Origin of the sequence: Amycolatopsis tolypomycina (assembly GCF_900105945.1) — a bacterium.
GTDB classification, from domain to species: Bacteria; Actinomycetota; Actinomycetes; order Mycobacteriales; family Pseudonocardiaceae; genus Amycolatopsis; species Amycolatopsis tolypomycina.
This window is the reverse complement of the sequence record NZ_FNSO01000002.1, coordinates 747,214-758,918: the sequence shown is the minus strand read 5'-3', so window position 1 is coordinate 758,918 and position 11,705 is coordinate 747,214. Positions and strand designations below refer to the sequence as shown.

The following is an 11,705-nucleotide window of genomic DNA, read 5'->3' as shown; positions in this document are numbered from 1 at the left end:
CCGTGGGCGCATGATCGAAGTCAAGACCCCGGACGAGCTGCAGGCGATGCGGGCCGCGGGCCTCGTCGTCGCCCGCACGCTCGCGGCGGTCCGCGCGGCGGCGAAGCCCGGCGTCAGCACGGCCGAGCTCGACGAGCTGGCCGAGCAGACGATCCGGGACGCCGGCGCGGTGCCGTCGTTCAAGGGCTACCACGGGTTCCCGGCGTCGATCTGCGCGTCGGTCAACGAGCAGATCGTCCACGGCATCCCGGCGAAGACCCAGGTGCTGGCCGACGGCGACATCATCTCCGTCGACTGCGGCGCCATCCTCGACGGCTGGCACGGCGACTCCGCCGTCACGCTGGCCATCGGCAAGGTCTCCGACGCCGACCTCGCGCTGTCCGCGGCGACCGAGGCGGCGATGTGGGCCGGCATCGAGGCGGTCACCGCCGGCGGCCGGCTCACCGACATCTCCTACGCCGTGCAGTCCGCCGCCGAGCGCGCGGGCCGCGACGACGGCATCGAGTACGGGATGATCGTCGAGTACGGCGGCCACGGCATCGGCCGCCAGATGCACATGGACCCGTTCCTGCCGAACGTCGGCAAGCCCGGTAAGGGCCCGCGGCTCAAGCCCGGCATGGCCCTGGCCATCGAGCCGATGCTCACCGGCGGCGGCGGCGAGACCCGCGAGCTGGACGACGGCTGGACGGTCGTCACGGCCGACGGCTCCCGCGCGGCCCACTGGGAGCACACCGTCGCGATCACCGAAGACGGCCCCTGGGTGCTCACTGCCGCCGAGGACTCCTGAGCTGGGGATTCACCCACAAGTGGTGATCGCCATCACATCCACCTGCACGCTCCTTTAGCATGGTCACCCCCGGTTTGGGGGTCGCGACACGAGTTGCGTACACTGTCAAGTCGGCGCACTTATCGCGCCCGGATCCTGCGCGCTCGTGAATTCACGGTCTACTGGGACTCGGGCACCGGTGTGCCGGCGCACCACCCAACCAGCACTAGTGCTCATGATGATCACCAGTGTGGCGGCAGGCAGTAAAGCGACAGGAAAAGCGGAGGACATGGCGAAGAAAGACGGGGCCATCGAGGTCGAAGGCCGCGTAGTCGAGCCGCTCCCCAACGCGATGTTCCGCGTCGAGTTGGAGAACGGTCACAAGGTCCTGGCTCACATCAGCGGCAAGATGCGGCAGCACTACATCCGCATCCTGCCGGAGGACAGGGTTGTCGTGGAGCTTTCGCCCTACGACCTCTCTCGTGGTCGCATCGTCTACCGCTACAAGTGATCACGAAGAGCAGCTCAGAAGCAGGAGAGCAGAAGACGTGAAGGTCCAGCCGAGCGTCAAGAAGATCTGCGACAAGTGCAAGGTGATCCGCCGTCACGGCCGGATCATGGTGATCTGCGAGAACCTGCGGCACAAGCAGCGGCAGGGCTGATCGCCAAGCACTCGACCAGAGTGGATTGACGGCTTTACCCAACCTCCCCGCACCTGCCGGCTCACGCGTGAGCCGGACCACCCCCGGGCTTCAGGCCGGGGCCGGGACACCCGAAGCGCAAGCCGAGGGCACGACAGGCGAGTCGGTCCCGGAACCGGACGGGGAGCAGACCTGAAGACGAAACCGAAGAAGGAGCATCAGCGCCAATGGCACGACTCGCTGGCGTAGACCTCCCCCGCGAGAAGCGGTTGGAGATCGCGCTTACGTACATCTACGGCATCGGCCGTACCCGCTCGAAGCAGCTCATCAAGGCTGCCGAGCTCAACGCGGACACCCGCGTCAAGGACCTCAGCGATGACGACCTCGCGAAGCTGCGTACGTACATCGAAGAGAACTTCAAGGTCGAGGGTGACCTTCGCCGTGAGGTGAACGCCGACATCCGTCGGAAGATCGAGATCGGGTGCTACGAGGGCCTTCGCTGGCGCCGCGGACTTCCCGTCCGTGGTCAGCGCACCAAGACGAACGCCCGCACCCGCAAGGGTCCGAAGAAGACGGTCGCCGGCAAGAAGAAGGCTGGCAAGAAGTGAGCGTCCAGGGCAAGAAGGTCGTGCAGATGGGTGGCGTGCACCGCCGCGGCTCGGCTTGTGTCTCGCCCAAGGCGCTCTACGCCCGCCCGATGGCGCTCCGCAACCTGTACACCGACGCCGGTTCGATCATCCGGCGCGGCCAGGCCGAAGCGGTCGCCGCTCACCAAGAGAACGCGCGCTAACAGGAGAACCCTCAGAACATGCCACCGAAGTCTCGTACTGCGGCCGGGGCCAAGAAGGTCCGCCGCAAGGAAAAGAAGAATGTCGCGCACGGTCACGCGCACATCAAGAGCACCTTCAACAACACCATCGTCTCGATCACGGACCCGACCGGTGCCGTGATCGCGTGGGCGTCGAGTGGTCACGTGGGCTTCAAGGGCTCGCGCAAGTCCACCCCGTTCGCCGCGCAGATGGCCGCCGAAAACGCTGCCCGCAAGGCCGCCGAGCACGGCATGAAGAAGGTCGACGTCTTCGTGAAGGGCCCGGGTTCGGGCCGCGAGACGGCGATCCGCTCGCTGCAGGCGGCCGGCCTCGAGGTCGGCACCATCCAGGACGTGACCCCGCAGCCTCACAACGGCTGCCGCCCGCCCAAGCGGCGCCGGGTCTGAGGAACGGGGAGGAGTAAGAAGAAATGGCTCGTTACACCGGCCCCGCGACGCGTATTTCGCGTCGCCTCAAGGTTGACCTCATCGGCGGCGACCAGGCTTTCGAGCGTCGCCCCTACCCGCCGGGCCAGCACGGCCGCGGGCGCATCAAGGAGTCCGAGTACCTCCTGCAGTCGCAGGAGAAGCAGAAGGCTCGCTACACCTACGGCGTTCTCGAGCGTCAGTTCGTCCGGTACTACAAGGAAGCCGTCCGGCGTCCTGGCAAGACCGGTGAGAACCTGCTGCAGATCCTCGAGTCCCGCCTGGACAACGTGATCTACCGCGCCGGCATCGCCCGCACCCGCCGCCAGGCGCGTCAGCTGGTGAGCCACGGCCACTTCCTGGTCAACGGCCAGAAGGTGAACGTCCCGTCGTTCCAGGTCACCAAGTGGGACATCATCGACGTGCGGCCGAAGTCCATGGGCATGCTGCCGTTCGTCGCGGCGAAGGAGTCCTTCGGCGACCGCCCGATCCCGGCGTGGCTGCAGGTCGTCCAGTCCAACCTCCGCGTGCTGGTCCACCAGCTGCCGGAGCGTGCGCAGATCGACGTTCCGGTTCAGGAACAGCTGATCGTCGAGCTCTACTCGAAGTAGTCCGGCACCGTCGGACGCAGGGCGGCGGCGCGACAGGTGCGCCGCCGCCGCGCCATCCCTTCGACGTCATATGGCGGGCGTCGTCTGGAAAGGAACTAGGAAGAAATGCTGATTTCCCAGCGGCCGGCTCTCGGCGAAGAGACGGTCAACGAGACCCGCTCCCGGTTCACCATCGAACCGCTGGAGCCCGGCTTCGGCTACACGCTCGGCAACTCGCTGCGTCGCACGCTGCTGTCGTCCATCCCGGGCGCGGCCGTGACGAGCATCCGCATCGACGGCGTGCTGCACGAGTTCACCACCGTTCCCGGGGTGAAGGAAGACGTCACCGACATCATCCTGAACCTCAAGGAGCTCGTGGTGTCCTCGGAAGAGGACGAGCCGGTCACCATGTACCTGCGCAAGCAGGGCCCGGGTGAGGTCACGGCGGCCGACATCGTGCCGCCGGCGGGTGTCACCGTGCACAACCCGGATCTGCACATCGCGTCGCTGAACGGCAAGGGCAAGCTCGAGATCGAGCTCGTCGTCGAGCGCGGCCGCGGTTACGTTCCGGCCCTGCAGAACAAGCAGGCGGGCGCGGAGATCGGCCGGATCCCGGTCGACTCGATCTACTCGCCGGTGCTCAAGGTGACCTACAAGGTCGAGGCCACCCGTGTCGAGCAGCGCACCGACTTCGACAAGCTGATCCTGGACGTCGAGACCAAGCCGTCGATCACGCCGCGCGACGCGGTCGCGTCGGCCGGCAAGACGCTGGTGGAGCTGTTCGGTCTCGCCCGCGAGCTGAACGTCGACGCCGAGGGCATCGAGATCGGCCCGTCGCCGCAGGAGGCGGACACCATCGCCGCCTACGCGATGCCGATCGAGGACCTGGACCTCACCGTCCGGTCGTACAACTGCCTCAAGCGCGAGGGCATCCACACGGTGGGCGAGCTCGTCTCGCGCAGCGAGGCGGACCTGCTCGACATCCGCAACTTCGGCGCCAAGTCGATCGACGAGGTCAAGCTCAAGCTCGTCGGCCTCGGCCTCGCGCTGAAGGACAGCCCGCCCGGGTTCGACCCGACCGCGGCGGCCGCCAGCTACGACGGTGAAGGCTGGTCGGAGGGTGTCGGCAGCATCGCCGACGGGATTTCGGACGGCCACGACGATGGCCAGGACTACGCAGAGACCGAGCAGCTCTGAGGCTTTGTGCCTGGACGCTGTGAGCTGAACTAGGAGAACCAATGCCCACCCCTACCAAGGGAGCCCGGCTCGGCGGGTCGTCCGCGCACGAGCGGCTGATCCTGGCCAACTTGGCCACGCAGCTGTTCGAGCACGGCAAGATCACGACCACCGAGGCGAAGGCCCGCCGGGTCCGCCCGCTGGCCGAGAAGCTGATCACGAAGGCGAAGCGGGGCGACCTGCACAACCGCCGTCAGGTGCAGAAGGTCGTCCGTGACAAGGACGTCCTGCACAAGCTGTTCGCCGAGATCGGTCCGCACTTCGCGGAGCGTGCGGGTGGCTACACCCGGATCACCAAGACGATGCCGCGCAAGGGCGACAACGCCGCCATGGCCGTCATCGAGCTGGTGGCCGAGAAGACCGTGACGTCCGAGGCCGAGCGCGCGCGCAAGACCAAGTTCGCCAAGGACGAGAAGGCCGCCGCCCCGGCTGCCGAGGAGACCTCGACCGAGGAGACCACCGAGGCGCCCGCCGCCGAGGAGGCCAAGGCCGAGGAGACCACCGAGGCTCCTGCCTCGGAGGAGACCGACGCCGACGCCAAGAAGGACTGACGTCCTGACGGCCGATTCGACACCGGACGAGCCCGCCACTCCCCCCGGGGAGGGCGGGCTCGTTCGTCTGCGCCTGGACGTCTCCTACGACGGCACGGACTTCTCGGGCTGGGCCCGGCAGCCGGGCCGCCGGACGGTCCAAGGCCTCCTGGAGGAGGCACTGCGGAAGCAGCCGCCCGGGGCCGCCGTGCCGAAGTCCGTCGTCGTGGCGGGCCGCACGGACGCCGGCGTGCACGCGACCGGCCAGGTGGTCCACGTCGACGTGGTGCCTCTTTCCGGGCCCTCAGGCCGCGTTCCCGTGTCTCCCGAGGGCATCCCGGACCTGACCCGCATGGTGGGCCGCTGGAACCGTCTCCTGCCGGGTGACGTCCGCGTGCTCGGCGCCCGGATCGCGCCCGCGGGCTTCGACGCCCGGTTCTCCGCGATCCGCCGTCACTACCGCTACCGCGTCTCGGACGCGCCCTGGGGCGTGGACCCGCTGCGCCGCCACGACACGCTGGCCTGGAACCGTCCACTGTCGACGGACGCGATGAACGCGGCGGCCGCGGAACTGCTGGGTCTGCACGACTTCGCGGCGTACTGCAAGCAGCGCGACACGGGCACGACGATCCGCGAGCTGCAGCGCCTCGAGTGGGAGCGGGTGGACGACCACCTGCTGGAGGTCCGGGTCTCGGCGGACGCGTTCTGCCATTCGATGGTCCGCAGCCTGGTCGGCGTGCTGCTGCTGGTCGGCGACGGCCGCCGCACCGACGCGTGGCCGTCGAAGGTCCTGGAGAGCGGCATCCGCGACAGCGCGGTCGCCCCGGCCCACGGCCTCACCCTGCTCGGCGTGGACTACCCGCCGGACGCCGAACTCGCGGCCCGCGCGGAGCAGACGAGGAACGTCCGCACCCCGATGTCATGAACGACTCTTTCATGACGCCAGACGTCATGAAAGAGTCGTTCATGACATGAGTCAGTCGCCGCGGCGGACTGGGCCGAGGAGCTGCTGCTCCTTGCCTGTGGTGACCAGGCGCAGGGGGCGCCACAGGTTGCGGCCGAGGGCCACCACCTGGTCGTCCTGCAACGTCGTCAGCTGGCGCATCATCTGGGGCGGCAGGCGCCAGATGCGGGCCGCCAGCTCGGCCTGGCCGGCCGGGAGGCGCTGCATCAGCACCAGGTCCGCCGCGTTGGCCGTCGCGCCCGCCTGCGGGTGCAGGTACGGGAGCACGTACACCGTCGTCTGCCAGGGCGAGCGGGGCGGGAACAGGTCCTGCGGGGTCGGGCCGCCGTCGGTCACCACCAGCAGCGGGGCGTCCTCCGACGGCCGCGGCAGCTCGACCGGCGAGAGCCGGCGGATCTGCACCAGCGGCGACGGCCGCCCGTCGCGGCTGCCCGCCGCCCGGGACAGCACCTGCCACTCGGTCGGGCGCCCGGTCGCGACCACGACCCACGCGCCGACCGCCATCGCCCGCATGGCCACCTGGCGGGCCAGGTACAGCCCGCCGACCAGCACGATCCGGGTCGGGGTCGAGCGCAGCGCCGAGATCGTCAGCGGCTCGCCCTTGAGGCCCGAGCCGAGCACGATGCCCCCGCGGTCACCCGACGGGCTGATCGCGTCGAGCAGCGCGGGATCGACCGTGAACTCCGGTGCCACGCCACTGTTCTGCCCGGCGTCACGGACGCGCGAACTCATGCGCACACCTCGCTAACGCTCGGCGCGGCATTCGCCGAAGACGCAGTGTTGGATGATTCGGGCGCAAGCTCCCTCATGCTGTGCCTCCGATCGGCAACGTCGCGGCGAACGCGGACACCTGCAGCCCGCGCAGCGGCGTCAGGTCCACGCCCAGCCGCTCGGACAGCCCGTTCAGCCGCTGGTCGGCGGCGTCGAGCTCACGCGGGTTCCGCGCGCTCAACCGGACCACGCCGCGCAGCCCGATCTTGCCCTCGTCGGACGCCGGCGAGATCGACATCGCGAGCGTCGCCGACAGCGCGCGGACGCTCGTCAGCGCGTTCAGGCTGCTGGTGACCTTGCCCTTCGGCCAGCCCGTGATGGCGTAGCTCGCGTGCCCGATGCCGGCCGCGGTCACGCCGGACCAGCGTTCCTGCAGCGTCACCTTGGTGGGCGACCCGGCAACGGCGGTCAGCTCCGCGGCCGAGATGCTCGCGCGCAGCAGCTCGTCCGGGTCGAGCGGCCGCGTCGGCACACCCTGGGACTCCAGCGCGTTGCGCACCCGCGACAGCGCGCCGATGAGCGCGCGGTGGGCGCCGACGACGCCGCCGCCACGCTCCCGGATCGCCGCCGGGCACCGCTTCGGGTCGAGCCGGATCGCCACCCACGTCGTCCGCCGCGCCGCCGCGGGCAGCGGGCCCAGCACCTCCATGTAGGAGCTGAGTGCCGGCGAGTCCGACGGCAGCGCCGCGCTGCCCGGGTAGCAGTGCCAGATCATCTGGATGGAGTCGAGGACCACACCGCGGTCTTCGAGGCAGGGCGCCAGCGCCGACAGCGGCAGGCTCGGCGCCCCGTCGGCCTGGGTGATCAACGCCGGGGCCGGCTCGACGAGCAGCACCGCCGTCCAGGTGCCGTCGTTCCAGGCGAGCCCGACCTGCTGGCGTTCGTGGTCGACACCGTGCGCCACGACGAGGTCGGGCACGGCGATGCGCAGCAGGTTCACCCTGGCGTCGTCGGGGCCGGTGACGGTGGTCTCTTCGGCGGCCATGGCTTCGACGGAGCTCGGCGGCAGCGGGTTGGCCACCCGGTCGTGCGAGCGGAAGCTGTAGCGCAGCGTCAGGCCGACCCACTGGGTGAACCAGCGGCCGCGCCGGCGCAGCAGCGCGACGATCAGGGCGAAGCCGACGATGCCGATGCCGACGTACTTCAGCGACATGTCGATCGCGAGCAGGACGAGACCGATCGCGAGGCCGACTTCGAGCACGACGAGGTTCGCGACGGGCAGCGGGCCGAGGGTGACGCCCGCGGACCGGCGCCGCGCCGGCGGGGCCACCCGGGCCGGGCCGGGCGGGGGAGTGGCGGGACCGCTGTCGTCGGGCCCCTGCGGGCCGCCGCCGGGGCCACCCGGGCCGCCAGGACCACCGCCACCGGGACCACCTGGGCCGCCAGGGCCACCGCCGCCAGGGCCACCAGGCCCGCCGGGACCGCCGCCGGGACCACCCGGACCGCCAGGGCCACCGCCGCCGGGACCACCCGGACCGCCAGGGCCACCGCCGCCGGGACCGCCGGGGCCACCCGGGCCGCCAGGACGTCCGCCGGGGCCGCCCGGTCCGCCGGGACCAGGGCCACCGGGACCACGAGGAGGCATGCCGGGACCACCGGGCGCGCCAGGAACGCCACCAGGACCACCCGGGCCGCCGGGAACGCCACCGGGCCCACCGGGAACTCCACCAGGACCACCGGGGCCACCGGGTCTGCCCGGCCGCGGCGGCGGGCCCGGCGGACGGCCACCGGGCGGCGGGGGCCCGGGCGGGCCAGGCGGACGTGGAGGAGTGGTGACGGACATCCGCGCTTTCTCTTCCCCTCGTGCTTGCTGCGTACCCGGAAGCCGGGTCCCGGGGTGCCCGACACTAGCTTGAGTTGGTAGAAACCCCACACCAGACGGTCCCCGTACGGCTATCCTGCGGAACCGTACCGCGACGGGGAGAGCTGTAGGTCGAGAATGCCATCAACACCCACGACTAAGTCTCAGGTCCAGGCGTATCAGTTCGTCCTACGGCGGATGCAGTCGGCGCTGGTCCGCAGGGACGCCGTGATGCTGCACGACCCGATGCGCACCCACACGCGGGCCACGATCGTGGGTGTCGTGCTGGGCGCGCTCGGCATGATCGTCTTCGTCGTCTGGGGCCTGCTCAGCCCGGCGCCGTCGGTGCCCGAGGCCGGGAACATCGTGATCGGCGAGCAGTCCGGCACGGTCTACGTCGTGGCGGGCAACCCGAAGAAGCTCATCCCGACCTTCAACCTCGCGTCGGCGCGGCTGCTGCTGCTGGCCCAGCAGAAACAGCCGGGCGCGGGCGGCGCGACCGGGGCACCCGCCCCGGCCCCGGCGAGCCCGGCGAGTGTGAAGAATCCCACGGTCGTTTCCGACGACCAGCTGAAGAACATTCCGCGCGACAAACTCACCGGAATTCCGGACGGTCCGCAGCTGATCCCGACGGATTCCCAGCGTATTACCCCCAATTGGGCGGTCTGCGACCAGGTTCAGCTCGATCCGGCGTTGCCGAACCCCGACACGGGCCGGACCAACACCTACGTTTTCGGCGGCATCGCGCCGAGCGGCCTCGGCACCGAGCTGGGCGAGAACGAGGCGCTGCTGGCCAAGGCGGACAACGGGAAGACCTACCTCGTCTACCGGCTGCCGAGCTCCCGGAACCGGCCGAACGCCAACACCGTGCGTGCCGAGATCGACGTCGACAACCCGAACGACGCCGTCCGGACGGCGCTGCAGCTGCCGCCGTCGCCGCGGAAGATCACGCAGGGGCTGCTGAACGCGATCCCCGAGGTCGCGAAGCTGACCCCGCCGAAGATCGCGAACGGCCCGGCCCCGGCGGACTTCGACGGCCTGACCGCCGGTGACGTCTTCGCGACGCAGCAGGCCGGCCAGCGTGACCTGAACTACTGGGCGATCACCACGACCGGCATCCAGCGGGTGTCCAACGCGGTCGCCGACATCATCCGCGTCGCGAAGAACGGCAGCTCCAGCAGCATCCAGACGCTGGGGCTCGACAAGCTCGCCGGCGTGCGCACCCTGCAGCCCACCGACCCGGACTACATCCCGGTCGACGACTTCCCGCGCTCGGTGCCGACGGTCCTCGACGCGACGAAGAACTCGTCGGTCGCCTGCCTGGGCTGGTCGCTGGTCGGGTCCGGCCCTGACCAGGACGCGCACACCTCGGTGTACGTCGACACGCAGCTGCCCGGCCAGAAGAGCACCGGCGACAAGTTCGCCCCGATGGCGGTGACCACGCCGGGCCCGAACCGGGTGCCGCTCAACGGCTTCTACCTCAAGCCCGGGTTCGCCGCGGTCGTCCAGTCCGCCACCGGCAAGGCCAGCTTCGGCAAGGGCGCGATCCAGCTGATCTCCGACCGGGGCGTCCGCTACAGCGTCCCGGACGCGCAGACCGCGGACGCGATCGGCCTGAACAACCGGCAGCCCGCGCCCGAGTCGATCATCGGCCTGCTGCCGACCGGGGCGTCGCTGAACACCCAGGACGTGCTGCGGCAGTTCGACGCGGTGCCGATCGACCCGAACGCCGGCGCCTACCCGACCCCGACCGCACCGGCCGGGAACTGAGCGGAACCGCCGTCCGGCGGCGGGCGTCCCACGCTCGTAGGTCTTTCTCGTGAGCGGAGGTGCCGTGGCCGGCTTGAAGATGGACGGCGTCGTCGTCGCCCGGTACGCCGAGACGGCGGACGCCGCCGCGGCCGACCTGGACGCGGCGGCGGCCGAGGTCGGCGGCGACGTCGGCGCGGAGTCCTACGGGGCGCTGGGGGCGCAGCTCGGCCTCGGCGAGTCGTACGGCCGCGCGGCCGGGGCGTTGCGGCGGCAGCTGGCCGACGGCGCCGAGGCGCTGCGCTCGGCCGCGGAGGCCCTGCGGCAGGTGACGGTCCGCCACGGCGGGCAGGACGAGGAAGCCGCGGAGCTGATCAAGCGGGCCGGACGGCTCGAGTGATGACGACTTCGGTGCCGGTACCGGCCGGCGAGGACATCGCGGCGGCGGCCGAGCCGTACCTGGCGTACCTCACGGAGCTGTCGGGGCAGCTGGGCGTGATCGACCCGGTCGAGACGTACTTCCGGCCGCTGCTCGGCCGCTGGGCCGACCTGGGCGCCGAAGCGGACAGGCTGCGGCAGGCCGCGTCCGTCGCGGCCGAGGTGTCGGCGCGCCTGGACGACCAGCTCGGCCGGCTCGACGCGGGCTGGGCCGGCCGCGACGCGGATTCGTTCGTCGCGTACATCCGCTCGATCGGCGCGGCGGGCGGCGACCTCCGCGAGGCCCTCGAGACACTGGCCGGCGCGCTCGACGAGATGGTGACGACCGTGCGGCACGTCGTCGTCGACCTGGTCGAGGTGCTGGTGGACGCGGCGGAGCTGACCTCGGAGACGATGCTGCTCCCGACCGGCGGCGCGAAGCGGGCCCGGACGCAGCTGCAGGAGACCCAGGACTCGGCGAAGGCCCTGCACGAGACGGCCCGCGACGTCATGGAGGCGTTCGACCGCCTGTGCAACGGCGTCGACGACCCGGACGCGGCCTCCCGCACGATCGAGATCCGGCACCGGTACCCACCGGAACGCTTCAAGCTGCACGACGACGCGCTGAACGAGGGTGACGAGCAGGCCACCGCGGCGGCGTCTGCCTCGGCGCCGGCTTCCACCGACGAGGTCATGACGCCGTCCTCGGCCGACGGCCCGGCGGAGGGGCGGCACACGGGCGCCGGTCCGACCGATCCCGACCACCCCGCGGACCCGCAGCCCGCTCCGTCCACAGAGGACCGGCACAGCACGTCGGGCGGCGTCCCGATGATGCCGATGATGGGCTTCGGCGCCTTCGGGGGCGGCGGCCAGGCGCGCCGCCCGTCGAAGACGCGCCCGGTCACGAAGTCGTCGGACCTGCTGGGCGAGCCCGGCCTGGTCGCCCCGCCGGTGATCGGCGAGGACGAGAACCCGCAGCAGAAGAAACCGCCCGCGAAGTAAGGCC

At 70.9% G+C, this 11,705-nt stretch carries 16 protein-coding genes; 13 read left to right on the top strand and 3 right to left on the bottom strand.

The genetic code is table 11. The annotated features are described in order from the left end of the window. The first annotated feature begins 10 nt into the window (after window positions 1-10). The 10 genes from map to truA all read left to right on the top strand — a co-directional run bounded on the left by map (window position 11) and on the right by truA (window position 5,922). Complete coding sequence (map, locus tag BLW76_RS05175; RefSeq protein ID WP_091304680.1) at window positions 11-787, top strand: type I methionyl aminopeptidase; 777 nt, start codon at window positions 11-13, stop codon at window positions 785-787. Between the two features lie 268 nt (window positions 788-1,055). Continuing rightward, the gene (infA, locus tag BLW76_RS05170) at window positions 1,056-1,277 is read left to right on the top strand and encodes a translation initiation factor IF-1 (protein ID WP_004558881.1); all 222 of its coding nucleotides are present in this window, start codon (window positions 1,056-1,058) and stop codon (window positions 1,275-1,277) included. Between the two features lie 37 nt (window positions 1,278-1,314). Continuing rightward, window positions 1,315-1,428, top strand: a complete 114-nt coding sequence (gene rpmJ, locus BLW76_RS05165; protein ID WP_004558882.1) for a 50S ribosomal protein L36 — start codon at window positions 1,315-1,317, stop codon at window positions 1,426-1,428. A 206-nt stretch (window positions 1,429-1,634) separates the two neighbouring features. Next, a complete protein-coding gene (rpsM, locus tag BLW76_RS05160) occupies window positions 1,635-2,015 on the top strand; it encodes a 30S ribosomal protein S13 (RefSeq protein WP_004558883.1) in 381 nt (126 codons plus the stop codon). Further along, on the top strand, window positions 2,012-2,197 hold the full coding sequence (locus BLW76_RS05155) for a hypothetical protein (protein ID WP_004558884.1): 186 nt from the start codon (window positions 2,012-2,014) through the stop codon (window positions 2,195-2,197). The genes rpsM and BLW76_RS05155 overlap by 4 nt, the downstream gene beginning before the upstream one ends. Window positions 2,198-2,215: 18 nt before the next feature. Next, window positions 2,216-2,623, top strand: a complete 408-nt coding sequence (gene rpsK, locus BLW76_RS05150; RefSeq protein ID WP_004558885.1) for a 30S ribosomal protein S11 — start codon at window positions 2,216-2,218, stop codon at window positions 2,621-2,623. Window positions 2,624-2,646: 23 nt separating this feature from the next. After that, entirely contained in the window at window positions 2,647-3,252 is a 606-nt protein-coding gene (rpsD, locus tag BLW76_RS05145) for a 30S ribosomal protein S4 (protein ID WP_043781959.1), read from the top strand. A gap of 105 nt (window positions 3,253-3,357) precedes the next feature. Next, window positions 3,358-4,428 (top strand): DNA-directed RNA polymerase subunit alpha, encoded by a 1,071-nt coding sequence (locus BLW76_RS05140; RefSeq protein WP_091304679.1) that lies wholly within the window; start codon window positions 3,358-3,360, stop codon window positions 4,426-4,428. 41 nt (window positions 4,429-4,469) lie between these two features. Further along, window positions 4,470-5,018, top strand: a complete 549-nt coding sequence (gene rplQ, locus BLW76_RS05135; RefSeq protein ID WP_091304678.1) for a 50S ribosomal protein L17 — start codon at window positions 4,470-4,472, stop codon at window positions 5,016-5,018. A gap of 73 nt (window positions 5,019-5,091) precedes the next feature. Beyond that, window positions 5,092-5,922, top strand: a complete 831-nt coding sequence (gene truA, locus BLW76_RS05130; protein WP_091304677.1) for a tRNA pseudouridine(38-40) synthase TruA — start codon at window positions 5,092-5,094, stop codon at window positions 5,920-5,922. A 51-nt stretch (window positions 5,923-5,973) separates the two neighbouring features. Here the strand turns inward: truA and BLW76_RS05125 are convergent, their stop codons facing one another. From BLW76_RS05125 to BLW76_RS49440, 3 genes are all read right to left on the bottom strand, one after another. Beyond that, on the bottom strand, window positions 5,974-6,693 hold the full coding sequence (locus BLW76_RS05125; RefSeq protein WP_091304676.1) for a hypothetical protein: 720 nt from the start codon (window positions 6,691-6,693) through the stop codon (window positions 5,974-5,976). A gap of 73 nt (window positions 6,694-6,766) precedes the next feature. Next, the gene (gene eccE, locus BLW76_RS05120) at window positions 6,767-7,954 is read right to left on the bottom strand and encodes a type VII secretion protein EccE (protein ID WP_244170062.1); all 1,188 of its coding nucleotides are present in this window, start codon (window positions 7,952-7,954) and stop codon (window positions 6,767-6,769) included. Next, on the bottom strand, window positions 7,876-8,418 hold the full coding sequence (locus BLW76_RS49440; protein ID WP_244170048.1) for a hypothetical protein: 543 nt from the start codon (window positions 8,416-8,418) through the stop codon (window positions 7,876-7,878). Before BLW76_RS49440 ends, eccE begins: the two co-directional genes overlap by 79 nt. 253 nt (window positions 8,419-8,671) lie before the next feature. Here BLW76_RS49440 and eccB point away from each other — a divergent pair, with 253 nt between their 5' ends. The 3 genes from eccB (at window position 8,672) to BLW76_RS05100 (ending at window position 11,701) form a co-directional block, all read left to right on the top strand. Next, complete coding sequence (gene eccB, locus BLW76_RS05110; RefSeq protein WP_091304675.1) at window positions 8,672-10,303, top strand: type VII secretion protein EccB; 1,632 nt, start codon at window positions 8,672-8,674, stop codon at window positions 10,301-10,303. A gap of 64 nt (window positions 10,304-10,367) precedes the next feature. Beyond that, complete coding sequence (locus BLW76_RS05105; protein ID WP_244170046.1) at window positions 10,368-10,682, top strand: hypothetical protein; 315 nt, start codon at window positions 10,368-10,370, stop codon at window positions 10,680-10,682. After that, window positions 10,682-11,701, top strand: a complete 1,020-nt coding sequence (locus BLW76_RS05100; protein ID WP_091304674.1) for a WXG100 family type VII secretion target — start codon at window positions 10,682-10,684, stop codon at window positions 11,699-11,701. Before BLW76_RS05105 ends, BLW76_RS05100 begins: the two co-directional genes overlap by 1 nt. Window positions 11,702-11,705 lie beyond the last annotated feature (4 nt).